19 protein-coding genes are annotated in these 22,845 nt (G+C 59.0%); 18 read left to right on the top strand and 1 reads right to left on the bottom strand.

The genetic code is table 11. The features are described 5' to 3' along the window. Nucleotides 1–675 precede the first annotated feature (675 nt). The 14 genes from ACQUTI_RS06440 to nuoN all read left to right on the top strand — a co-directional run bounded on the left by ACQUTI_RS06440 (nucleotide 676) and on the right by nuoN (nucleotide 17,407). Nucleotides 676–1,602: a LysR family transcriptional regulator gene (locus ACQUTI_RS06440; RefSeq protein WP_004201747.1), complete on the top strand. Its 927-nt coding sequence runs from the start codon at nucleotides 676–678 to the stop codon at nucleotides 1,600–1,602. A 650-nt stretch (nucleotides 1,603–2,252) separates the two neighbouring features. Continuing rightward, on the top strand, nucleotides 2,253–2,699 hold the full coding sequence (gene nuoA / locus ACQUTI_RS06435; RefSeq protein ID WP_002913181.1) for an NADH-quinone oxidoreductase subunit NuoA: 447 nt from the start codon (nucleotides 2,253–2,255) through the stop codon (nucleotides 2,697–2,699). 15 nt (nucleotides 2,700–2,714) lie between these two features. After that, the gene (nuoB, locus tag ACQUTI_RS06430; protein WP_002913178.1) at nucleotides 2,715–3,389 is read left to right on the top strand and encodes an NADH-quinone oxidoreductase subunit NuoB; all 675 of its coding nucleotides are present in this window, start codon (nucleotides 2,715–2,717) and stop codon (nucleotides 3,387–3,389) included. A gap of 87 nt (nucleotides 3,390–3,476) precedes the next feature. Beyond that, on the top strand, nucleotides 3,477–5,285 hold the full coding sequence (gene nuoC / locus ACQUTI_RS06425) for an NADH-quinone oxidoreductase subunit C/D (RefSeq protein ID WP_004201746.1): 1,809 nt from the start codon (nucleotides 3,477–3,479) through the stop codon (nucleotides 5,283–5,285). Between the two features lie 2 nt (nucleotides 5,286–5,287). Continuing rightward, entirely contained in the window at nucleotides 5,288–5,788 is a 501-nt protein-coding gene (nuoE, locus tag ACQUTI_RS06420) for an NADH-quinone oxidoreductase subunit NuoE (protein ID WP_002913160.1), read from the top strand. Next, the gene (nuoF, locus tag ACQUTI_RS06415) at nucleotides 5,785–7,122 is read left to right on the top strand and encodes an NADH-quinone oxidoreductase subunit NuoF (RefSeq protein WP_002913158.1); all 1,338 of its coding nucleotides are present in this window, start codon (nucleotides 5,785–5,787) and stop codon (nucleotides 7,120–7,122) included. The genes nuoE and nuoF overlap by 4 nt, the downstream gene beginning before the upstream one ends. Before the next feature lie 33 nt (nucleotides 7,123–7,155). Then, a complete protein-coding gene (gene nuoG / locus ACQUTI_RS06410; protein WP_122542848.1) occupies nucleotides 7,156–9,882 on the top strand; it encodes an NADH-quinone oxidoreductase subunit NuoG in 2,727 nt (908 codons plus the stop codon). Next, nucleotides 9,879–10,856: an NADH-quinone oxidoreductase subunit NuoH gene (gene nuoH / locus ACQUTI_RS06405; protein WP_002913156.1), complete on the top strand. Its 978-nt coding sequence runs from the start codon at nucleotides 9,879–9,881 to the stop codon at nucleotides 10,854–10,856. Before nuoG ends, nuoH begins: the two co-directional genes overlap by 4 nt. A 14-nt stretch (nucleotides 10,857–10,870) precedes the next feature. After that, nucleotides 10,871–11,413: an NADH-quinone oxidoreductase subunit NuoI gene (gene nuoI / locus ACQUTI_RS06400; protein ID WP_002913152.1), complete on the top strand. Its 543-nt coding sequence runs from the start codon at nucleotides 10,871–10,873 to the stop codon at nucleotides 11,411–11,413. A gap of 10 nt (nucleotides 11,414–11,423) precedes the next feature. Continuing rightward, nucleotides 11,424–11,978, top strand: coding sequence for an NADH-quinone oxidoreductase subunit J (gene nuoJ / locus ACQUTI_RS06395; RefSeq protein ID WP_004201743.1), 555 nt, complete (start codon nucleotides 11,424–11,426; stop codon nucleotides 11,976–11,978). Continuing rightward, a complete protein-coding gene (gene nuoK / locus ACQUTI_RS06390; protein WP_002913148.1) occupies nucleotides 11,975–12,277 on the top strand; it encodes an NADH-quinone oxidoreductase subunit NuoK in 303 nt (100 codons plus the stop codon). Before nuoJ ends, nuoK begins: the two co-directional genes overlap by 4 nt. Further along, nucleotides 12,274–14,115 carry an NADH-quinone oxidoreductase subunit L gene (gene nuoL, locus ACQUTI_RS06385; protein ID WP_108433381.1) on the top strand — a complete coding sequence of 614 codons (1,842 nt, stop codon included), beginning with the start codon at nucleotides 12,274–12,276 and terminating at the stop codon, nucleotides 14,113–14,115. Before nuoK ends, nuoL begins: the two co-directional genes overlap by 4 nt. Before the next feature lie 298 nt (nucleotides 14,116–14,413). Continuing rightward, a complete protein-coding gene (gene nuoM / locus ACQUTI_RS06380) occupies nucleotides 14,414–15,943 on the top strand; it encodes an NADH-quinone oxidoreductase subunit M (RefSeq protein ID WP_004201738.1) in 1,530 nt (509 codons plus the stop codon). A gap of 6 nt (nucleotides 15,944–15,949) precedes the next feature. Then, a complete protein-coding gene (gene nuoN, locus ACQUTI_RS06375; RefSeq protein WP_004201737.1) occupies nucleotides 15,950–17,407 on the top strand; it encodes an NADH-quinone oxidoreductase subunit NuoN in 1,458 nt (485 codons plus the stop codon). Between the two features lie 56 nt (nucleotides 17,408–17,463). Here nuoN and rnz read toward each other — a convergent pair whose 3' ends face one another. Further along, on the bottom strand, nucleotides 17,464–18,384 hold the full coding sequence (gene rnz, locus ACQUTI_RS06370) for a ribonuclease Z (RefSeq protein ID WP_004201736.1): 921 nt from the start codon (nucleotides 18,382–18,384) through the stop codon (nucleotides 17,464–17,466). 57 nt (nucleotides 18,385–18,441) lie between these two features. Between rnz and ACQUTI_RS06365 the strand changes: the two genes are divergently transcribed. The 4 genes from ACQUTI_RS06365 to menH all read left to right on the top strand — a co-directional run bounded on the left by ACQUTI_RS06365 (nucleotide 18,442) and on the right by menH (nucleotide 22,835). Beyond that, nucleotides 18,442–18,903: a GNAT family N-acetyltransferase gene (locus tag ACQUTI_RS06365; RefSeq protein WP_122542846.1), complete on the top strand. Its 462-nt coding sequence runs from the start codon at nucleotides 18,442–18,444 to the stop codon at nucleotides 18,901–18,903. 135 nt (nucleotides 18,904–19,038) lie between these two features. After that, nucleotides 19,039–20,328, top strand: a complete 1,290-nt coding sequence (gene menF / locus ACQUTI_RS06360) for an isochorismate synthase MenF (protein WP_069603737.1) — start codon at nucleotides 19,039–19,041, stop codon at nucleotides 20,326–20,328. An 81-nt stretch (nucleotides 20,329–20,409) separates the two neighbouring features. Further along, entirely contained in the window at nucleotides 20,410–22,080 is a 1,671-nt protein-coding gene (gene menD / locus ACQUTI_RS06355; protein ID WP_122542844.1) for a 2-succinyl-5-enolpyruvyl-6-hydroxy-3-cyclohexene-1-carboxylic-acid synthase, read from the top strand. Further along, entirely contained in the window at nucleotides 22,077–22,835 is a 759-nt protein-coding gene (gene menH / locus ACQUTI_RS06350; RefSeq protein WP_122542842.1) for a 2-succinyl-6-hydroxy-2,4-cyclohexadiene-1-carboxylate synthase, read from the top strand. The genes menD and menH overlap by 4 nt, the downstream gene beginning before the upstream one ends. Nucleotides 22,836–22,845: the final 10 nt, after the last annotated feature.

The raw sequence follows: 22,845 nt of genomic DNA, 5'->3' as shown, positions 1-22,845 counted from the left end.
TGTTGATGTAGTGCCTTTTTTACCATCATTTATCTGGTTTGTTGGTTAGGTAAACGGGGCGCTGGAGAATGGGTGACCGCTAGAAAACGCTATTCTTAATCTCATAGCGGTTGATTTGTAATTTTGATGTTAAATAATTTTAATAAAAAACTGCGCGCAAGCGCATTATTATTATTTTTGACAGGTAATAATCTGAGGTTTGTTAATTTATATAAAATGCTGAAAAAAAATTTAAAATTATCTCAGTTAATCCTTATTAAGGCTTATAAAAAGGATGGGAATCGGTTAGAATATCGCCGTTAATATCAGTGGTAGTCGGCATGAATTATGGCTGAATTGACATTTAATATATTGTTATTACAGGATTTTATTGTTCGTTGTTCGCCAAAAAGAAGTCCGGCGAAAGAGAGGCTTTCTCACCACTACTGCGCGATTTTCCGGGGCGACGTAAGACGCCTGGCTGGCCGTGGTAATAAATAATAATGAGAAATACGAACAATATATTACTCCGGTGTTCTGCGCATTTGCTCAGACGAGTACTTTGGCATGTAATAACGTTCGTCCAGTTGTTTATCCGCCATCAGACGGTGAGCACGAGGCTCAGGGAATAGCCGGAAACCTGGCGTAAAGCATCAACAAGGCAGGTCAGCGTTAGCCACCTGTAAGTGAAGAAAGATGATTAATACAACACGTCCGATACTCAACCTCGATCTCGATCTGCTGCGCACCTTTGTAGCAGTCGCTGATTTGAACACCTTCGCTGCCGCCGCCGCCGCAGTGTGTCGTACCCAGTCCGCGGTCAGCCAGCAAATGCAACGCCTGGAGCAACTGGTTGGCAAGGAGCTTTTCGCTCGTCACGGACGCAATAAACTGCTGACCGAGCAGGGCATCCAGCTGCTGGGCTATGCCCGCAAAATCCTGCGCTTTAACGATGAAGCCTGCATGTCGCTGATGTATGGCAGCCTGCAGGGGGGACTGACCATCGGCGCGTCGGAAGAAACCGCTGATACTATCCTGCCGTTTCTGTTAAACCGCATCGGCTGCTTCTATCCCAGAATGACGCTGGAGATTAAAGTCCATCCCCATGCCGTCATCATGGCGATGCTGAGCGCGGGAGAGGTCGATCTGGCATTAACCACCCATCAGCTTCCCGGTTTTACCGCTTTCACGCTGAGAACGTCGCCTACCCTCTGGTACTGTGCAGCGGACTACGTGCTGGCGAAAGGGGAATCGATCCCCCTCATCTTGCTCGAAGAGCCTGGCCCGTTCCGTGAGGACATCATCGCCGCGCTGGAGGCTGCCCGCGTCTCCTGGCATCTGGCTCACGGCGCCTCGTCGCTCTCCGGGGTGAAAGCGGCGGTGAAAGCCGGGCTTGGGGTCACCGCGCGTCCGGTCGAAATGATGAGCCCGGATTTGCGCGTGGCCGGCATCAGCGATGGCCTGCCGGTCCTGCCGGATACCCGGTACGTCGTTAGCTGCAATCCGCAGACGGTGGGCGAACTACCGCAGGCGATTTTTCAATCTCTGAGCCAGGAGAGCGATCCCTGGCGCGCCGGGCCGGCACTTACTCCGGAAGAGGGAGGAAGCACCTTCATTTTGTAAGGTTATTTTGCTAACAAAGATCACAAAAACTGGTAACAGAATGTAAGTGCCCAAAAAGAGCCTCAAGGGTGGGTTTCCCGTCTGGTGGCTCTTTTTTTTGCACTATTATTGATGTTTTGAATCTTTTTTTTATTTCTTTGCAAGAAAATCAGCATATTGGCGTGACCTGGCGCTCACCTTGCCGACTTTTCCCAGCACTTTCAACACTTCCTGCTAATGTTAAAAAACCGGATGGATTGTTGCCGATTTCCTGGGGTAATTAACAAAACCGTGTCGCAGATCAAGAAAATACCCCTCTTTGGGGGGAGGAATCGAGGCTAAATCCTGTCAAAATAGCAGGGATTTTTGATTTACGACGGAAACGGACACGATTCAACAACACTAAAACCGAACAGTATGCAAGGTTATTTCGCATAAAAGGGCATTTAATGTTAATGAAAAGATTCCAATGTAAATTAATGTTATGAAAACTTTTGTTAAAGTTGACAAAAGGTTAAAGAAAGGGGTAAAAAGCCACGGCATCTGGGCTTCTCACATCTTCCAGGGACGCTTTTTTGCACGGTTATTTTTTATTCCTCCCGTGAAACGCTGTGGCGTTCATCTGCCAGTAAGAGCAGAGGGTTTTGGCGCTACACTTTTTTGGTTAAGCAATGCGTATGTCAACATCCACTGAAGTCATCGCTCATCACTGGGCATTCGCTATATTTCTCATCATCGCTATCGGCCTGTGCTGCCTGATGCTCGTCGGCGGCTGGTACCTTGGCGGTCGCGCGCGCGCGCGTAGCAAAAACACGCCGTTTGAATCGGGGATCGACTCCGTTGGTTCGGCCCGCTTACGTCTTTCTGCGAAGTTTTATCTGGTTGCCATGTTCTTCGTTATCTTCGACGTGGAAGCCCTGTATCTCTACGCATGGTCGACCTCCATCCGCGAGAGCGGTTGGGTCGGCTTTGTGGAAGCCGCAATTTTCATTTTAGTGCTACTGGCTGGTCTGGTTTATCTCGTTCGCATCGGCGCACTGGACTGGACGCCTGCGCGTTCCCGTCGCACGCTGGTTAACCCGGAAACAGACAGTCCCACTAACCGTCATATGCAGTAAAAGCGAGGCAATAAGATGGATTATACGCTCACCCGCATAGATCCTAACGGTGAGAACGACCGTTACCCCCTGCAGAAACAGGAGATCGTTACCGACCCCCTGGAGCAGGAAGTCAACAAAAGCGTGTATATGGGGAAACTCGAACACGCGCTGCATGACATGGTGAACTGGGGCCGTAAGAACTCAATTTGGCCGTATAACTTCGGCCTTTCTTGCTGTTATGTGGAAATGGTGACGTCATTCACTGCGGTGCATGACGTTGCGCGCTTTGGGGCCGAAGTTCTGCGCGCCTCTCCGCGTCAGGCGGACCTGATGGTGGTCGCCGGAACCTGCTTCACCAAAATGGCGCCGGTGATTCAGCGTCTCTATGATCAGATGCTGGAGCCGAAGTGGGTGATTTCCATGGGCGCCTGCGCGAACTCCGGCGGCATGTACGACATCTATTCCGTCGTCCAGGGCGTGGATAAATTCATCCCGGTCGATGTGTACATCCCGGGCTGCCCGCCGCGTCCGGAGGCCTATATGCAGGCGCTGATGCTGCTGCAGGAGTCCATTGGTAAAGAACGTCGTCCGCTCTCATGGGTGGTTGGCGATCAGGGCGTCTATCGCGCCAATATGCAGTCGGAACGCGAGCGTAAACGCGGCGAACGTATTGCAGTGACCAATCTGCGGACGCCGGACGAGATTTAATTTGCGCCTGCGGGCGGGAGAAACACTTCGCAAATCAATCTACAACAGCGCGAAGTCTCGCCCGGCAGTCACCACGGACCTTTTGCAATGGTGAACAATATGACCGATTTAACCGCGCATGACGCCGCACCAGCCTGGCAAACCCGCGATCACCTTGATGACCCGGTGATCGGCGAACTGCGCAACCGCTTTGGGCCGGATGCCTTTACCGTTCAGCCAACCCGCACCGGCGTACCGGTGGTATGGGTCAAGCGCGAGCAGCTGCTTGAGGTGGGTGATTTCCTGAAGAAATTGCCGAAGCCTTACGTGATGCTGTTTGACCTGCACGGTATGGACGAACGTCTGCGCACGCACCGCGATGGCCTGCCCGCCGCGGATTTTTCCGTTTTCTATCACCTGATTTCCATCGACCGCAACCGCGACATCATGCTCAAGGTGGCGCTGTCTGAAAACGATCTGCATCTGCCAACCTTCACCAAACTGTTCCCCAACGCCAACTGGTATGAGCGTGAAACCTGGGAAATGTTTGGTATTACCTTCGATGGCCACCCAAATCTGCGTCGCATCATGATGCCGCCGACCTGGGAAGGCCACCCGCTGCGTAAAGACTACCCGGCGCGCGCCACCGAATTCGATCCGTTTGAGCTGACCAAAGCCAAACAGGATCTGGAGATGGAAGCGCTGACTTTCAAACCGGAAGAGTGGGGCATGAAACGCGGCACCGACAACGAGGACTTCATGTTCCTCAACCTCGGTCCGAACCACCCGTCCGCGCACGGTGCCTTCCGCATTATTCTGCAGCTGGATGGCGAAGAGATCGTCGACTGCGTGCCGGATATCGGTTACCACCACCGCGGCGCCGAGAAGATGGGCGAGCGCCAGTCCTGGCACAGCTACATCCCGTACACCGACCGTATCGAATACCTTGGCGGCTGCGTCAACGAGATGCCGTACGTGCTGGCCGTAGAAAAACTGGCCGGGATCACCGTGCCGGATCGCGTCAACGTGATCCGCGTGATGCTCTCCGAACTGTTCCGCATCAACAGCCACCTGCTGTATATCTCAACCTTTATTCAGGACGTCGGCGCGATGACGCCGGTCTTCTTCGCCTTTACCGATCGGCAGAAAATCTACGATCTGGTGGAAGCGATCACCGGTTTCCGTATGCACCCGGCGTGGTTCCGCATCGGCGGCGTCGCGCACGATCTGCCGCGCGGCTGGGATCGTCTGCTGCGTGAGTTCCTCGAGTGGATGCCGAAGCGTCTGGACTCCTATGAAAAAGCCGCCCTGCGCAACACCATTCTGAAGGGCCGTTCCGTCGGCGTGGCAGCCTATACCGCCAAAGAGGCGCTGGAGTGGGGCACCACCGGCGCAGGCCTGCGCGCCACAGGTATCGGCTTCGACGTGCGTAAATGGCGTCCTTATTCTGGCTACGAAAATTTCGACTTCGAAGTCCCGACCGGTGGCGGCGTTTCTGACTGCTACACCCGCGTGATGCTGAAAGTCGAAGAGCTGCGCCAGAGCCTGCGCATTCTTCAGCAGTGCCTCGACAATATGCCGGAAGGGCCGTTCAAAGCGGATCACCCGCTGACCACGCCGCCGCCGAAAGAGCGCACGCTGCAGCATATCGAAACCCTGATCACCCACTTCCTGCAGGTATCGTGGGGCCCGGTCATGCCGGCCAACGAATCCTTCCAGATGATTGAGGCGACCAAGGGGATTAACAGTTACTACCTGACCAGCGACGGCAGCACCATGAGCTACCGTACCCGCGTCCGCACGCCGAGCTTTGCGCACCTGCAGCAGATCCCGTCGGCGATCCGCGGCAGCCTGGTATCCGACCTGATCGTCTATCTGGGTAGTATCGATTTTGTTATGTCAGACGTGGACCGCTAATTATGCACGAGAATCAACAACCACAAACCGAGGCTTTTGAGCTGAGTGCGGCAGAGCGTGAGGCTATTGAGCACGAGAAGCACCACTACGAAGACCCGCGTGCGGCGTCCATCGAAGCGCTGAAAATCGTTCAGAAACAGCGCGGCTGGGTGCCGGATGGCGCGATCTACGCCATTGCCGATGTGCTGGGCATCCCGGCCAGCGACGTCGAAGGCGTGGCGACGTTCTACAGCCAAATTTTCCGCCAGCCGGTTGGCCGTCACGTGATCCGCTATTGCGACAGCGTGGTGTGTCACATTACCGGCTATCAGGGGATTCAGGCCGCCATCGAGAAGAAGCTGAACATCAAGCCAGGGCAGACCACCTTTGATGGCCGCTTTACCCTGCTGCCGACCTGCTGCCTGGGCAACTGCGACAAGGGACCGACCATGATGATTGATGAGGACACTCACAGCCATCTGACGCCGGAGGCAATTCCTGACCTGCTGGAGCAGTACAAATGAAAACCGTAATTCGTACTGCGGAAACGCATCCGCTCACCTGGCGCCTGCGCGACGACAAGCAGCCGGTCTGGCTGGACGAGTATCGCAGCAAAAATGGCTATGAAGGGGCGCGAAAAGCGCTGACCGGCATGGCGCCGGACGAGATCGTCACGGCGGTAAAAGACGCTGGCCTGAAAGGGCGCGGCGGCGCGGGCTTCTCCACCGGTCTGAAGTGGAGCCTGATGCCGAAAGACGAATCCATGAACATCCGTTACCTGCTGTGTAACGCCGATGAGATGGAGCCGGGCACCTATAAAGACCGCCTGCTGATGGAGCAGCTCCCGCACCTGCTGGTGGAAGGCATGCTGATCTCCGCCTTTGCGCTGAAGGCTTATCGCGGCTACATCTTCCTGCGCGGAGAGTATATCGAAGCGGCCCAGCATCTGCGCCGCGCGATTGCCGAAGCCACCGAGGCGGGCCTGCTGGGGAAAAATATCCTCGGCACTGGTTTTGACTTCGAGCTGTTTGTCCACACCGGGGCAGGACGCTATATCTGCGGCGAAGAGACGGCGCTGATCAACTCCCTGGAAGGCCGCCGCGCTAACCCGCGCTCCAAGCCGCCGTTCCCGGCGAGCTCCGGCGTGTGGGGTAAGCCGACCTGCGTCAACAACGTGGAAACCCTGTGCAACGTGCCGGCGATTCTGGCTAACGGCGTCGAGTGGTACCAGAACATCTCCACCAGTAAAGATGCCGGCACCAAGCTGATGGGCTTCTCCGGCCGCGTGAAGAACCCGGGTGTCTGGGAGCTGCCGTTCGGCACCACGGCCCGCGAGATCCTTGAAGATTACGCCGGCGGTATGCGCGATGGCCTGAAGTTTAAAGCCTGGCAGCCGGGTGGGGCAGGGACCGACTTCCTCACCGAAGCGCACCTCGATCTGCCGATGGAGTTCGAAAGCATTGGTAAAGCGGGCAGCCGTCTGGGCACCTCGCTGGCGATGGCCGTTGACCACGAGATCAACATGGTCTCGCTGGTGCGCAACCTCGAAGAGTTCTTTGCCCGCGAGTCCTGTGGCTGGTGTACGCCGTGCCGCGATGGTCTGCCGTGGAGCGTGAAGATCCTGCGCGCCCTGGAGCGCGGCGAAGGTCAGCCTGGCGATATCGAAACGCTTGAGCAACTGTGTCGATTCCTGGGCCCAGGGAAAACCTTCTGCGCGCACGCGCCGGGCGCGGTTGAGCCGCTGCAGAGCGCGATTAAATATTTCCGCGAAGAATTCGAGGCTGGCATTAAGCAGCAGTTCAGCAATACCCATGCAATCAACGGGATTCAGCCGAACCTGCTTAAGACGCGCTGGTAATCTAAAGGTTTTTTTATTTTTGGAAGCACGCTAATGGCTACGATTCATGTAGACGGCAAAGAATACGAGGTCAACGGAGCGGACAACCTGCTGGAGGCTTGTCTCTCTCTTGGGCTTGATATTCCCTACTTTTGCTGGCATCCGGCGCTAGGGAGCGTCGGTGCTTGCCGCCAGTGTGCGGTGAAGCAATATCAGAACGCGGAAGACACGCGTGGTCGCCTGGTGATGTCCTGTATGACTCCGGCATCCGACGGCACCTTTATTTCTATCGACGACGGCGAAGCGAAGCAGTTCCGCGAAAGCGTGGTGGAGTGGCTGATGACCAACCACCCGCACGACTGCCCGGTCTGCGAAGAGGGCGGCAACTGCCACCTGCAGGATATGACGGTGATGACCGGCCATAGCTTCCGCCGCTATCGTTTTACCAAGCGTACCCACCGCAACCAGGATCTGGGGCCGTTTATTTCTCACGAAATGAACCGCTGCATCGCCTGCTACCGCTGCGTGCGCTACTATAAAGATTATGCCGACGGCACCGATCTGGGCGTTTATGGCGCTCATGACAACGTCTACTTCGGCCGCCCGGAAGATGGCACGCTGGAAAGCGAATTCTCCGGCAACCTGGTGGAAGTTTGCCCGACCGGCGTCTTCACCGATAAAACGCACTCCGAGCGTTACAACCGTAAGTGGGACATGCAGTTTGCGCCGAGCATCTGCCAGCAGTGTTCCATTGGCTGTAACATCAGCCCTGGCGAACGCTATGGCGAGCTGCGTCGTATCGAAAACCGCTATAACGGGACCGTTAACCGCTACTTCCTCTGCGACCGCGGTCGTTTCGGCTATGGCTACGTAAACCTCAAAGATCGTCCGCGTCAGCCGGTTCAGCGCCGCGGCGACGATCTGATCGCGCTCAACGCCGAACAGGCGATGCAGGGGGCGGCGGATATCCTGCGCCAGTCGAAGAAAGTCATTGGTATCGGTTCTCCGCGCGCCAGCATTGAAAGCAACTTCGCGCTGCGCGAGCTGGTCGGTAGCGAAAACTTCTATACCGGCATCGCCAAAGGCGAACAAGCGCGCCTGCAGATGATGCTTAAAGTGCTGCGCGAAGGCGGGATCCATACCCCGACGCTGCGCGATATCGAATCCTACGATGCGGTACTGGTGCTGGGCGAAGACATTACCCAGACCGGCGCGCGCGTTGCCCTGGCAGTACGCCAGGCGGTGAAAGGGAAAGCACGCGAAATGGCGGCGGCGCAGAAAGTGGCCGACTGGCAGATTGCGGCAATTCTCAACATCGGACAGCGCGCCAAGCATCCGTTATTTGTCACTAATATCGACGACACTCGCCTCGATGACATCGCGGCGTGGACCTACCGCGCGCCGGTGGAAGATCAGGCGCGTCTGGGCTTTGCTATCGCCCATGCGCTGGATGACAGCGCGCCGGCGGTTGATGGCCTGAGCCAGGACCTGCAGGGTAAAGTCGATGTGATCGTTCAGGCGCTGGCCGGGGCGAAAAAACCGCTGATTATCTCCGGCACTAACGCCGGCAGCATGGAAATCATTCAGGCTGCCGCTAACGTGGCGAAAGCGTTGAAAGGCCGCGGCGCCGATGTTGGCATCACGATGGTTGCCCGCGCGGTGAACAGCGTCGGTCTGGGCATGATCGGCGGCGGCTCGCTTGAAGAGGCGCTCGACGAACTGGAAAGCGGCGCCGCAGACGCAGTTATCGTGCTGGAAAACGACCTTCACCGTCATGCTTCCGCCTCCCGCGTCGACGCAGCGCTCTCCAAAGCGCCGCTGGTGATGGTGGTTGACCATCAGCGCACGGCGATTATGGACAAAGCGCACCTGGTGCTCTCCGCAGCAAGCTTTGCGGAAAGCGACGGTACCGTGGTGAACAACGAAGGCCGCGCCCAGCGTTTCTTCCAGGTCTACGACCCGGCCTACTACGACGCGAAAACCGTGATGCTGGAAAGCTGGCGCTGGCTGCATTCTCTGCACAGCACCGTTAACAACCGTCAGGTTGACTGGACGCAGCTGGACCATGTTATCGATGCCGCGATTGCCGCACTGCCGCAGCTGGCGGGCATAAAAGATGCCGCGCCGGATGCGACCTTCCGCATTCGTGGGCAGAAACTGGCGCGTGAACCGCACCGCTACAGCGGCCGCACGGCGATGCGCGCTAACATCAGCGTCCACGAGCCGCGTCAGCCGCAGGATAAAGACACGATGTTCGCCTTCTCCATGGAAGGGAACAACCAGCCGTCTGCCCCGCGTTCGCAGATCCCGTTCGCCTGGGCGCCGGGCTGGAACTCCCCGCAGGCATGGAACAAGTTCCAGGATGAAGTGGGCGGGAAACTGCGCCATGGCGATCCGGGCGTCCGCCTGTTTGAAGCTTCCGCCAGCGGGCTGGAATACTTCACGGCGGTGCCGGCCAGCTTCCAGGCGGAAGAGGGGAAATGGCGTATCGCACCTTACTATCACCTGTTTGGCAGCGATGAGCTGTCACAGCGCGCGCCGGTGTTCCAGAGCCGGATGCCTGAGCCGTACATCAAGCTGAACCCGGCGGATGCCGCGAAGCTTGGCGTCAACGCCGGGGCGATGCTCTCCTTTAGCGTGGAAGGCCAGACCCTGCGTCTGCCGCTGGTTATCTCTGAAGGTCTGACCGCAGGACAGGTTGGCTTACCGATGGGCATGCCGGGCATTGCGCCGGTACTGACCGGATCGCGTATTGATTCACTGCAGGAGGCGAAAGCATGAGCTGGTTAACGCCGGATCTTATCGACATTCTGTTAAGCATCCTGAAGGCCGTGGTCATTCTGCTGGTGGTGGTCACCTGCGGCGCGTTCATGAGCTTCGGCGAGCGTCGTCTGCTCGGTCTGTTCCAGAACCGCTACGGGCCAAACCGGGTGGGCTGGGGTGGTTCGCTGCAGCTGGTCGCCGACATGATCAAGATGTTCTTTAAAGAGGACTGGATCCCGCGCTTTTCCGATCGCGTGATCTTTACTCTGGCGCCGGTTATCGCCTTTACCTCGCTGCTGCTGGCCTTCGCTATCGTGCCGGTCAGCCCGACGTGGGTGGTGGCTGACCTGAACATCGGGATCCTGTTCTTCCTGATGATGGCAGGCCTGGCGGTTTACGCGGTGCTGTTCGCCGGTTGGTCGAGCAACAACAAATACTCCCTGCTGGGGGCGATGCGTGCTTCCGCGCAGACCCTAAGCTACGAAGTGTTCCTCGGCCTCTCCCTGATGGGCGTGGTGGCGCAGGCGGGGTCATTCAATATGACCGATATCGTCAACAACCAGGCGCATCTGTGGAACGTTATCCCGCAGTTCTTCGGCTTCGTGACGTTCGCCATCGCCGGCGTGGCGGTGTGTCACCGTCACCCGTTCGACCAGCCGGAAGCGGAGCAGGAGCTGGCCGATGGTTACCACATTGAATACTCCGGCATGAAGTTCGGTCTGTTCTTCGTGGGTGAATACATCGGTATCGTCACCGTTTCAGCGCTGATCGTCACGCTGTTCTTCGGCGGCTGGAATGGCCCGTGGTTACCTCCTTTCATCTGGTTCGCGCTGAAAACCGCGTTCTTCATGATGATGTTCATTTTGATCCGCGCATCATTACCGCGTCCGCGCTATGACCAGGTAATGTCCTTTGGCTGGAAGGTATGCCTGCCGTTAACGCTGGTCAACTTGTTGGTAACGGCGGCTGTCATTCTCTGGCAGGCGCAATAAGGGGTGAATTGAACATGACCTTAAAAGAATTATTGGTGGGGTTCGGCACCCAGGTCCGGAGTATCTGGATGATTGGCCTGCATGCCTTCGCCAAACGTGAAACCCGGATGTACCCGGAAGAGCCGGTCTATTTGCCGCCGCGTTATCGCGGCCGCATCGTGCTGACGCGCGATCCGGACGGTGCAGAGCGCTGCGTCGCCTGTAACCTGTGTGCGGTAGCCTGCCCGGTGGGCTGTATTTCGCTGCAGAAAGCAGAGACGGTAGACGGCCGCTGGTACCCTGAGTTCTTCCGCATCAACTTCTCACGCTGCATCTTCTGCGGTCTGTGCGAAGAAGCGTGCCCGACCACGGCGATCCAGTTGACCCCTGACTTCGAGCTGGGTGAATACAAACGTCAGGATCTGGTGTACGAAAAAGAGGATCTGCTGATTTCCGGTCCGGGCAAATACCCGGAATATAACTTCTACCGGATGGCGGGTATGGCAATCGACGGCAAAGATAAGGGCGAAGCGGAAAACGAAGCTAAGCCGATCGACGTCAAGAGCCTGTTACCGTAAGGAGAGGGCAATGGAATTCGCTTTTTATATCTGTGGCCTGATCGCCATCCTCGCAACCTTGCGGGTCGTCACCCACACCAATCCGGTGCATGCGCTGCTGTACCTGATCATTTCGCTGTTAGCGATTGCCGGGGTGTTCTTCTCGCTGGGCGCGTACTTCGCCGGGGCGCTGGAGATTATCGTCTACGCTGGGGCCATTATGGTGCTGTTCGTCTTCGTGGTGATGATGCTCAACCTGGGCGGCAGCGAAATCGAACAGGAACGCAAATGGCTGCAGCCGGGGATCTGGATTGGCCCGGCCATCCTCTCCGCAGTGCTGCTGGTGGTTATCGTTTACGCCATTCTGGGGATTAACGACCAGGGTATCGACGGCGCGGCAATCAACGCTAAAGAAGTGGGTATTGCGCTGTTTGGGCCGTACGTCCTGGCGGTGGAGCTGGCCTCCATGCTGCTGCTGGCGGGCCTGGTGGTCGCCTTCCACATCGGTCGCGAAGAGCGCGCCGGCGAGGTGCTGAGCAACCGCGTGAACGACAGCGACAAAAGAAAAACGGAGGAACACGCATGATCCCCTTAACACATGGACTGATCCTCGCGGCCATCCTGTTTGTGCTTGGTCTGACGGGGCTGGTGATCCGCCGCAATCTGCTATTTATGTTGATCAGCCTGGAAATCATGATTAACGCCGCCGCGCTGGCCTTTGTGGTGGCGGGCAGCTACTGGGGCCAGGCAGATGGTCAGATTATGTATATCCTGGCCATCAGCCTTGCGGCTGCGGAAGCGAGTATCGGTCTGGCGCTGCTGCTGCAGCTCCATCGTCGCCGCCAGAACCTGAACATCGATTCAGTAAGTGAGTTGCGTGGATGAACATGCTTGCCTTAACCATTCTTTTGCCATTGATTGGCTTTGTGCTGCTGGCCTTCTCCCGCGGGCGCTGGTCGGAAAACCTTTCCGCCACCGTTGGCATGGGCTCGGTAGGCCTGGCGGCGTTGGTCACCGCCTATGTCGGCGTCGACTTTTTCGCTAACGGCAAACAGGCGGTCAGCGTGCCGCTGTGGACCTGGATGTCGGTAGGGGATTTCAACATCGGCTTCAACCTGGTGCTGGACGGCCTGTCGCTGACCATGCTCTCCGTGGTGACCGGCGTCGGCTTCCTGATCCACATGTTCGCCTCCTGGTATATGCGCGGTGAAGAGGGCTACTCCCGCTTCTTCGCCTACACCAACCTGTTTATCGCCAGCATGGTGGTTCTGGTACTGGCCGACAACCTGCTGCTGATGTACCTGGGTTGGGAAGGGGTGGGTCTCTGCTCTTACCTGCTGATCGGCTTCTACTACACCGATCCGAAGAACGGCGCCGCAGCGATGAAAGCGTTTGTGGTGACCCGCGTCGGCGACGTGTTCCTCGCCTTCGCGCTGTTCATCCTCTACAACGAACTGGGTACCCTCAACTTCCGCGAAATGGTTGAGCTGGCGCCGCAGCACTTTGCTAACGGCAGCACCACGCTGCAGTGGGCGACGCTGATGCTGCTCGGCGGCGCGGTCGGTAAATCCGCCCAGCTGCCGCTGCAAACGTGGCTTGCCGATGCGATGGCGGGTCCGACGCCGGTTTCCGCGCTGATCCACGCCGCGACCATGGTCACCGCGGGCGTCTACCTGATCGCCCGTACCCACGGTCTGTTCCTGATGACGCCGGAAGTGCTGCATCTGGTCGGGATCGTCGGGGCGGTTACCCTGGTGCTGGCGGGCTTCGCCGCGCTGGTGCAGACCGACATTAAACGCGTTCTCGCTTACTCCACGATGAGCCAGATTGGCTACATGTTCCTCGCGCTGGGCGTGCAGGCATGGGACGCGGCGATTTTCCATCTGATGACTCACGCGTTCTTTAAAGCGTTGCTGTTCCTGTCGTCTGGTTCGGTGATTCTCGCCTGCCATCACGAACAGAACATCTTCAAGATGGGCGGCCTGCGCAAATCTATTCCGCTGGTGTACGTCTGCTTCCTGGTGGGGGGCGCGGCGCTGTCCGCTCTGCCGCTCATTACCGCAGGCTTCTTCAGTAAGGATGAGATCCTGGCGGGGGCGATGGCCAACGGTCATATCAACCTGATGGTGGCGGGCCTGGTCGGCGCCTTTATGACCTCGCTGTACACCTTCCGCATGATTTTCATTGTGTTCCACGGTAAAGAGCAAATTCACGCGCACGCAGGGAAGGGGATCACCCATCATCTGCCGCTGATTGTGCTGCTGGTGCTGTCCACCTTCGTTGGCGCGCTGATCGTGCCGCCGCTGGAAGGCGTCTTACCGCAGACCACTGAACTGGCGCACGGCAGCGTGATGACGCTGGAGATTGCCTCCGGGATCATCGCTATTGCCGGCATCCTGATCGCCGCATGGCTGTGGCTGGGCAAACGCACCCTGGTGACCTCTATCGCCAACAGCGCGCCTGGCCGCTTCTTCGGTATCTGGTGGTTCCATGCCTGGGGCTTCGACTGGTTATACGACAAAGTATTCGTTAAGCCATTCCTCGGCATTGCCTGGCTGCTGAAGAGCGATCCGCTGAACTCGTTGATGAACATCCCGGCGCTCCTCTCCCGCTTCGCAGGTAAAGGCCTGCTGGTGAGCGAGAACGGCTATCTGCGCTGGTATGTGGCGTCAATGAGCATTGGCGCGGTGGTGGTGCTGGCGCTGCTGATGGTATTGCGTTGAGTTTGAGAACGATTGTGTTGCCCGGCGGCCCGGTGCTTGCCGGGCCTACGGGAGCGTAGGTCGGGTAAGCATTAGCTCCACCCGACAAAACAAGCCTCAAACCGAAGTGAATTTTCTGTGAGAATTCGTTGAAAATCAGGTCGTAAAGGACAGGCGTTATCGGCGAAGTCAAAGTGGACGCCGCCTGCGCGGAGCAATCGGAGCGTACTAAAGTACGTGAGGATTGTGAGCACAGCCGGAGTTCGTTATGACGAGTAAGATAGCCTGAACCGGACTTAAATAAGGAATAAAAATCACCATGTTATTGCCTTGGTTGATATTAATCCCCTTTATCGGCGGCTTCCTGTGCTGGCAGACCGAACGCTTTGGCGTGAAAGTGCCGCGCTGGATCGCGCTGATTACCATGGGACTGACGCTGGTGCTTGGCCTGCAGCTGTGGATGCAGGGCGGCTATTCTCTGACGCAATCCGCGGGTATTCCGCAGTGGCAGTCTGAGTTCGTGCTGCCGTGGATCCCACGCTTCGGCATTAGCATTCATCTGGCGATCGACGGCCTGTCGCTGCTGATGGTAGTGCTGACCGGCCTGCTCGGCGTGCTGGCGGTGCTCTGTTCCTGGCGCGAAATCGAAAAATACCAGGGCTTCTTCCACCTCAACCTGATGTGGATCCTGGGCGGCGTCATCGGCGTGTTCCTCGCCATCGACATGTTCCTGTTCTTCTTCTTCTGGGAAATGATGTTGGTGCCGATGTACTTCCTGATTGCGCTGTGGGGCCACAAAGCCTCTGATGGTAAAACGCGTATCACGGCGGCCACCAAGTTCTTCATCTATACCCAGGCGAGCGGCCTGGTGATGCTGATTGCCATTCTGGCGCTGGCATTCGTCCACTTCAACGCCACCGGCGTGTGGACTTTCAACTATGAAGAGCTACTGAAAACCCCGATGTCCCACGGCGTGGAATATCTGCTGATGCTCGGCTTCTTCATCGCCTTCGCGGTGAAAATGCCGGTGGTGCCGCTGCACGGCTGGCTGCCGGACGCCCACTCCCAGGCGCCGACCGCCGGTTCCGTCGACCTTGCGGGGATCCTGCTGAAAACTGCGGCCTACGGTCTGCTGCGCTTTGCGCTGCCGCTGTTCCCGAACGCCTCCGCCGAGTTTGCGCCTATCGCCATGTGGCTGGGCGTGATCGGGATCTTCTACGGCGCGTGGATGGCCTTTGCCCAGACTGATATCAAACGTCTTATCGCCTACACCTCCGTGTCCCACATGGGCTTCGTGCTGATTGCTATCTACACCGGCAGCCAGCTGGCGTATCAGGGGGCGGTGATCCAGATGATTGCTCACGGTCTCTCCGCGGCGGGTCTGTTTATTCTCTGCGGCCAGCTGTACGAACGTCTACATACCCGTGACATGCGTCAGATGGGCGGTCTGTGGAGCAAAATTAAATGGCTGCCGGCGATGTCGATGTTCTTCGCCGTCGCCACCCTGGGGATGCCGGGCACCGGTAACTTCGTCGGCGAATTTATGATCCTGTTCGGCAGCTATAAAGTGGTGCCGGTGATCACCGTGATCTCGACCTTTGGTCTGGTATTCGCGTCCGTTTACTCGCTGTCGATGCTGCATCGCGCTTACTTCGGTAAAGCGAAAAGCGAAATCGCGGCGAAAGCGCTGCCGGGGATGTCCCTGCGTGAACTGTCTATCATCCTGCTGCTGGTGGTGCTGCTGGTGCTGTTGGGCTTCTTCCCACAGCCGATCCTCGACACCTCGCATGCTGCGATGAGCAACATTCAGCAGTGGTTTGTTAATTCTGTTTCTACTACAAGGCCGTAATTCGCCATGACAATAACTCCACAACAACTGATCGCACTGCTACCGCTGCTGATCGTCGGCTTGACGGTGGTGGTTGTGATGCTCTCCATTGCGTGGCGACGCAATCATTTTCTCAATGCCACGCTGTCGGTTCTCGGGCTTAATGCCGCGCTGGTCTCGCTCTGGTTCGTCGGCCAGAATGGGGCAATGGACGTCACGCCGCTGATCCGCGTTGACGGCTACGCGATGCTCTACACTGGGCTGGTGCTGCTGGCGAGTCTCGCCACCTGTACTTTCGCCTATCCGTGGCTTGAGGGTTACAAGGACAACAAAGAAGAGTTCTACCTGCTGGTGCTGATCGCCGCCCTGGGCGGCATTCTGCTGGCCGGTGCGAATCATCTGGCGGCGCTGTTCCTCGGCATTGAGTTAATCTCGCTGCCGCTGTTCGGCCTGGTCGGCTACGCCTTCCGCCAGAAGCGTTCGCTGGAAGCGAGCATCAAATACACCATCCTCTCCGCGGCAGCCTCCTCTTTCCTGCTGTTCGGTATGGCGCTGGTGTATGCGAACTCCGGCAACCTGTCCTTCCTTGCGCTGGGCAAGAGCCTGGCGGACAACACGCTGCACGAGCCGCTGCTGCTGGCGGGTCTCGGCCTGATGATCGTCGGTCTTGGCTTTAAGCTGTCGCTGGTGCCGTTCCACCTGTGGACGCCGGACGTTTACCAGGGGGCGCCTGCGCCGGTCTCCACCTTCCTGGCGACCGCCAGCAAGATCGCCATCTTCGGCGTGGTGATGCGTCTGTTCCTGTACATGCCGGTGGGCAACAGCGAAGCGGTGCGCGTGGTGCTGGGGCTGATCGCCTTCGCCTCTATCATCTTCGGTAACCTGATGGCGCTGAGCCAGACCAATATCAAACGTCTGCTCGGTTATTCTTCTATCTCCCACCTCGGCTATCTGCTGGTGGCGCTGATCGCCCTGCAAAGCGGCGAAATGTCGATGGAAGCCGTTGGCGTCTACCTGGCCGGCTACCTGTTCAGCAGCCTCGGCGCGTTCGGCGTGGTCAGCCTGATGTCCAGCCCATACCGTGGCCCGGACGCGGACTCGCTGTTCTCCTACCGCGGTCTGTTCTGGCACCGTCCGATCCTGTCGGCGGTGATGACGGTGATGATGCTCTCCCTGGCCGGTATCCCAATGACTCTCGGCTTTATCGGTAAGTTCTACGTGCTGGCCGTCGGTGTTCACGCCCATCTGTGGTGGCTGGTTGCCGCGGTGGTTGTCGGCTCGGCGATCGGTCTCTACTACTACCTGCGCGTGGCGGTGAGCCTGTACCTGAGCGCGCCGGAGCAGCTGAACCGTGATGCGCCGTCGAACTGGCAGTACAGCGCTGGCGGTATCGTGGTGCTGATCTCTGCCCTGCTGGTGCTGGTGCTCGGTATCTGGCCGCAGCCGCTGATTAGCATCGTGCAGCTGGCGACGCCGCTGATGTAAGTGGATTGACTCAATAAAAAAACCGCCGGAATGGCGGTTTTTTTATGCCCGGAATGTTACGCCACCGTGTAAACCATAAAGTCTTCCGCCAGCAGGGTGTCCGGGAAAATCTCCCGGCATTCCGCCAGCATCCGCAGGCAGCCCTCGGCATCGTAGCGTGAGCTAAAGTGGGTGGCGATAAGCGTGCCGACGCCTGCCTCTTTAGCCAGCGTCGCGGTCTGCTGACTGGAGGAGTGGCCGCGACTATTGGCTTTCTCCGCCATCGCCTGCTCCAGGGTGGTCTCGTGGACCATCACATCCGCGCCGCGCGCCATCTCCAGCGCCTGCGGGCAGGGAGCGGTATCGCCAAAGATGGCCAGCGTTTTACCCGGCGTGGCGGGCCCCAGGTAGCGGCTGCCGTCGATCACCCGGCCATCCGCCAGCGTCACCTGTTCACCGCGCTTAAGGCGGTGAAACAGCGGCCCGGGAGGCACGCCGTCGGCAATCAGCTGGGCGGCGTCGAGGGCGCCGGGCTTGTCGTGTTGCTCAATGCGATACCCGTAGCACTCCACCGGATGGCTAAGCGGGAACGCGGTGACCCGATAGCCCTCTTCGTCGAACACCAGACCGGGGCCGACTTCGATGATGGTCAGAGGATAGTCGGTCCACGAGCCGCTGAGGCGCAGCGCGGTGTCAATGAATTCTTTTATTCCTGTTGGTCCGTAGACCGTCAGCGGCAGCGAATTCCCCTGCATCGAGCGGCTGCACAGCAGTCCGGGCAGGCCGAACAGATGGTCGCCGTGCAAATGGGTAATAAAGATCTTATTCAGTTTGCCAGGATGATGGGGCGTATGCAGAAACTGATGCTGGGTCCCTTCGCCGCAGTCAAACAACCACATTTCGGCGCGGGTTGGCTGTTGCAAATTGAGTATTATCGACGTCATATTACGCGTGCGGGTCGGCACCCCGGCGGATGTCCCCAAAAAAGTTAATTCCATCGTCCAGTGTCCTCAGGGCGAGTCGCAAAACATCAGTATATCAATAAGGAGCAGCAGATGATGACCTGGCAGGATCTCCATCATAGTGAACTCACCGTTCCCCAGCTGTATGCGCTGCTGAAGCTGCGCAGCGAAGTCTTTGTCGTGGAGCAGCAGTGCGCTTATCAGGATGTCGACGGCGATGATTTGGTTGGGGAAAATCGCCATCTGCTCGGCTGGCGCGATGGCGAACTGGTGGCTTATGCGCGGATCCTTAAAAGCGAAGAGATGTACGATCCGGTGGTGATTGGCAGGGTTATCGTCAGCCCCGCCGCGCGCGGCGAAAAGCTTGGCCATCAGCTGATGGCGCAGGCGCTGGCCAGCTGTCAGCGGCACTGGCCGCAAAAGTCGATTTACCTTGGGGCGCAGGCGCACCTGCAAGCTTTTTACGCCCACTTCGGTTTTACGGCGGTGACTGAGGTCTATGATGAGGATGGCATTCCGCACATCGGCATGGCGCGGGAAAGCCGCGCTGTTTGACCCCTCAACACTCATATTCCAACCCTGTTCCGGGCCGGCGTGCAGGTGAGATAAAACCCGCTCCCTCGTCATGGGTACTGCTATTCCGCCGTCGAACCCCTTATAATGTGGGGTTTTACCACCGTGGAGGTTTGCGTGCTGTCTGTTTCCACTGCGCTGGCCCGTTTACGTGACGGCCTGAGTGAGCCCTTTCCTGACTCACCCGGCACGCGAATTATCGATATTGCCTTTCCGCTGAATGATGCCTTCGATCCGCTGCTATGGTGCGGCCAGCAGCCGCAGTGGCCGCAGTTCTACTGGCAACAGCGCAATGGCGATGAGGAACTGGCGGCGCTGGGGGCGGTAAAAAGCTTTCCCTCGCTCGACGCGGCGAACCGCTTTTTACACCAGGCCGGACGGCAGGATCTGCGCATCTGCGGCCTGAATGCGTTTGAACCGCAGCAGGGCCGGCTGGTGCTGCCGCGTCTGGAATGGCGTCGGTGCGGCGGCAGGGCCGTGATGCGGCTGGTGCTGCACAGCGACCGCTCCCTTCGCGACGATGCCGTGACGGCGCGTGATTTTCTCGCCAGCCTGACCACCGCCCAGGCGATCCCTGGCGCTATCCCGCCGCTGCTGAGCGAGCGCCACTCCTCCGACTATCCTCAATGGCAGGCAATGATAGACCAGGCGACGCAGGCCATTGCCGCCGGCGACATGGATAAAGTGGTGCTGGCGCGGGCAACCGACCTGCAGTTTGCCGCCCCGCTGGATGCCGTGAGCATCATGGCGGCCAGCCGCCGCAGCAATCTTAACTGTTTTCATTTCCTGATGGCGTTTAATCCCCGGCAGGCGTTTTTCGGCTCCACGCCGGAGCGGCTGTGGCGCCGGCGCGGCGCGCTGCTGCGCACCGAAGCGCTGGCGGGGACCGTCGCGAACCATCAGGATGACGCGAAGGCGCAGCAGCTGGCCGACTGGTTGATGAAAGACGACAAAAATCAGCGGGAAAACATGCTGGTGGTGGAGGATATCTGCCAGCGCCTGCAGAGTGAGGCCTCGACGCTGGACGTTCTGCCGCCGCAGGTGGTGAGGTTGCGCAAGGTACAGCATCTTCGACGCTGCATCTGGACCGAGCTGGCGGAGCCTGACGACAGCCGCTGTCTGCTGCAGCTGCAGCCTACCGCCGCGGTGGCCGGCCTGCCGCGGCGGGCGGCGCTGGCATTCATTCAGCGCCATGAACCTTTTTCCCGTGAATGGTACGCCGGTTCCGCCGGGTATCTGTCGCTGGCGCAAAGCGAGTTTTGCGTGGCGCTGCGTTCGGCGAAAGTGGACAACGACACCCTGCGACTGTATGCCGGGGCGGGGATCGTCAGCGGCTCCGATGCGCTGCAGGAGTGGCAGGAGATTGACAACAAAGCGGCCGGGCTGCGCTCGCTACTCTGTCCATAAGCGGGAATGACGATGCATATCAAAACGCCGTCACTTTGGCTTATCTATACTTAGCATCAATATTTGATACCGGACAATTTCATGTCAGTAAGCGCATTTAACCGACGCTGGGCGGCAGTGATCCTGGAAGCTTTAACGCGCCACGGCGTGCAGCATATCTGCATCGCGCCGGGCTCGCGCTCGACACCCTTAACCCTGGCGGCGGCGGAAAACCGCGCCTTTATCCATCATACCCATTTTGACGAACGCGGCCTCGGCCACCTGGCGCTCGGTCTGGCGAAAGCCAGTCGCCAGCCGGTGGCGGTCATTGTGACCTCCGGGACCGCCACCGCGAACCTCTATCCGGCGCTGATTGAGGCGGGTCTCACCGGGGAAAAGCTGATTCTCCTGACCGCCGACCGTCCGCCGGAGCTGATCGACTGTGGCGCCAATCAGGCGATTCGTCAGCCGGGGATGTTCGCCTCCCATCCGTCGCAGACGATTTCTCTGCCGCGTCCCTCGCAGGATATTTCCGCCCGCTGGCTGGTCTCGACCATCGACCAGGCGCTGGGCGAGCTGCACGCCGGCGGGGTGCATATCAACTGCCCGTTCGCCGAACCGCTGTATGGCGATATGGATGATACCGGCGTGGAGTGGCAGCAGCAGCTCGGCAGCTGGTGGCAGAGCGATAAGCCCTGGCTGCGTCAGGCGCTGCAGAGGGAAAGTGAGAAACAGCGCGACTGGTTCTTCTGGCGGCAAAAGCGCGGCGTGGTCGTGGCGGGCAGAATGAGCGCTGCCGAAGGGAAAAAAGTGGCCGAGTGGGCCCAAACCCTCGGCTGGCCGCTGATCGGCGATGTCCTGTCGCAGACCGGGCAGCCGCTGCCGTGCGCTGACCTGTGGCTGGGCAATGGCAAAGCGGTGAGCGAGCTGGCGCAGGCGCAGATCGTGGTTCAGCTCGGCAGCAGCCTGACCGGCAAGCGGGTTCTGCAGTGGCAGGCCACCTGCGAGCCTGATGAATACTGGCTGGTGGATAATCTGCCCGGTCGTCTCGATCCGGCACAGCACCGCGGCCGCCGTCTGCTTGCCAGCGTTGACCGCTGGCTTGAGCTGCACCCGGCGGAGAAACGCCAGCCGTGGGCGACGGCCATTCCTGAACTGGCCCGTCAGGCGTGGGAGGCGGCGGTCGCCAGCAACGAACCCTTTGGCGAAGCGCAGCTGGCGCAGCGAATTCGCCGCTATCTGCCGGAACAGGGGCAACTGTTTGTCGGCAACAGCCTGGTGGTGCGCCTGATCGACGCCCTGGCGCAGCTGCCGGCCGGCTACCCGGTTTACAGCAACCGCGGCGCCAGCGGCATTGATGGCTTGATCGCCACCGCCGCCGGCGTGCAGCGCGCCAGCGCCAGGCCAACCCTGGCCATCGTCGGCGATCTTTCGGCGCTGTACGATCTCAACTCGCTGGCTCTACTGCGCCAGGCGTCGGCGCCGCTGGTGCTGATCGTGGTGAACAACAACGGCGGGCAGATTTTCTCCATGCTGCCGACGCCGCAGGACGAGCGGCGTCAGTTCTACTTAATGCCGCAGGATGTTGATTTCAGCCACGCGGCGGCGATGTTCGGCCTGGCCTATCATCGCCCGGCTGACTGGCAGGCGCTGGATGAGGCGCTGGCCGGCGCCTGGCGCAGTGCAGGGGCGACGGTGATTGAGCTGGCGGTCAATGAGACCGACGGCACACAGACCCTCCAGCAGCTGCTGGCGCAGGTAAGCCGCCTGTGACTCTCAGCGCGGCTATCGAACATGGCCAGCCGGGTTATCCCTGGCTGGTCTTTCTGCACGGTTTTTCCGGCGACCGCAACGAGTGGCGGGAAGTGGGCGACGCGTTTCGCGCCTGGCCGCGGCTGTATCTCGATCTGCCGGGCCACGGCGGCTCCGCGAATATCGCAGTGCAGGACTTTGCCGGGGTCAATATCCTGCTGCAGGCTACGCTTAATAGTTACAACATACTTAAATACTGGCTGATCGGTTACTCGCTGGGGGGCCGGGTGGCGATGAACTTCGCCTGCCAGCCGCGCGCGGGTCTGCGCGGCCTGATCGTCGAAGGCGGCCATCCGGGCCTGCAGGATGCCGAAGCGCGGCTGGTGCGGCGCAGCAACGACAGCGCCTGGGCGGACCGTTTTCGCCATGAGCCGTTGGCGCAGGTCTTTGCCGACTGGTATCAGCAGCCGGTCTTCGCTTCACTGAACGCCGGGCAGCGCGCGGCGCTGGTCGCCTTACGCAGCCGGAACAACGGCGCGACGCTGGCGGCGATGTTGCAGGCAACCTCCCTTGCCGGGCAGGCCGATCTGCGCGCATCCCTGCAGGCGCGCGATTTCCCCTTTCATTACCTGTGCGGCGAGCGCGACGCGAAGTTTCATGCCATCGCCCAGGCGCTCGCGGCGGATCTCCATCTTATTCACCATGCCGGACACAACGCGCACCGGGACAACCCGGCGGCGGTGATTGCCTGTCTGGCGCAGATTTTGGCAAGTTAACTGAAGGACA

This window comes from Klebsiella sp. 7-CIP_Kleb., from assembly GCF_050378655.1.
Classification (GTDB): domain Bacteria; phylum Pseudomonadota; class Gammaproteobacteria; order Enterobacterales; family Enterobacteriaceae; genus Klebsiella; species Klebsiella quasipneumoniae.
Note: the sequence above shows the minus strand (reverse complement) of the source record. Positions and strands in the feature narration are given on the sequence as shown.

Excerpts from the sequence above, each read along its gene's own strand:
- nuoH (WP_002913156.1), top strand. The coding sequence starts at position 9,879 with ATGAGCTGGTTAACGCCGGATCTTATCGACATTCTGTTAAGCATCCTG.
- menD (WP_122542844.1), top strand. The coding sequence starts at position 20,410 with ATGTCAGTAAGCGCATTTAACCGACGCTGGGCGGCAGTGATCCTGGAA.
- ACQUTI_RS06440 (WP_004201747.1), top strand. The coding sequence starts at position 676 with ATGATTAATACAACACGTCCGATACTCAACCTCGATCTCGATCTGCTG.
- nuoC (WP_004201746.1), top strand. The coding sequence starts at position 3,477 with ATGGTGAACAATATGACCGATTTAACCGCGCATGACGCCGCACCAGCC.
- nuoE (WP_002913160.1), top strand. The coding sequence starts at position 5,288 with ATGCACGAGAATCAACAACCACAAACCGAGGCTTTTGAGCTGAGTGCG.
- nuoJ (WP_004201743.1), top strand. The coding sequence starts at position 11,424 with ATGGAATTCGCTTTTTATATCTGTGGCCTGATCGCCATCCTCGCAACC.
- nuoI (WP_002913152.1), top strand. The coding sequence starts at position 10,871 with ATGACCTTAAAAGAATTATTGGTGGGGTTCGGCACCCAGGTCCGGAGT.
- nuoA (WP_002913181.1), top strand. The coding sequence starts at position 2,253 with ATGCGTATGTCAACATCCACTGAAGTCATCGCTCATCACTGGGCATTC.
- ACQUTI_RS06365 (WP_122542846.1), top strand. The coding sequence starts at position 18,442 with ATGATGACCTGGCAGGATCTCCATCATAGTGAACTCACCGTTCCCCAG.
- nuoF (WP_002913158.1), top strand. The coding sequence starts at position 5,785 with ATGAAAACCGTAATTCGTACTGCGGAAACGCATCCGCTCACCTGGCGC.
- nuoN (WP_004201737.1), top strand. The coding sequence starts at position 15,950 with ATGACAATAACTCCACAACAACTGATCGCACTGCTACCGCTGCTGATC.
- nuoL (WP_108433381.1), top strand. The coding sequence starts at position 12,274 with ATGAACATGCTTGCCTTAACCATTCTTTTGCCATTGATTGGCTTTGTG.
- nuoM (WP_004201738.1), top strand. The coding sequence starts at position 14,414 with ATGTTATTGCCTTGGTTGATATTAATCCCCTTTATCGGCGGCTTCCTG.
- nuoK (WP_002913148.1), top strand. The coding sequence starts at position 11,975 with ATGATCCCCTTAACACATGGACTGATCCTCGCGGCCATCCTGTTTGTG.
- rnz (WP_004201736.1), bottom strand. The coding sequence starts at position 18,384 with ATGGAATTAACTTTTTTGGGGACATCCGCCGGGGTGCCGACCCGCACG.
- nuoG (WP_122542848.1), top strand. The coding sequence starts at position 7,156 with ATGGCTACGATTCATGTAGACGGCAAAGAATACGAGGTCAACGGAGCG.
- nuoB (WP_002913178.1), top strand. The coding sequence starts at position 2,715 with ATGGATTATACGCTCACCCGCATAGATCCTAACGGTGAGAACGACCGT.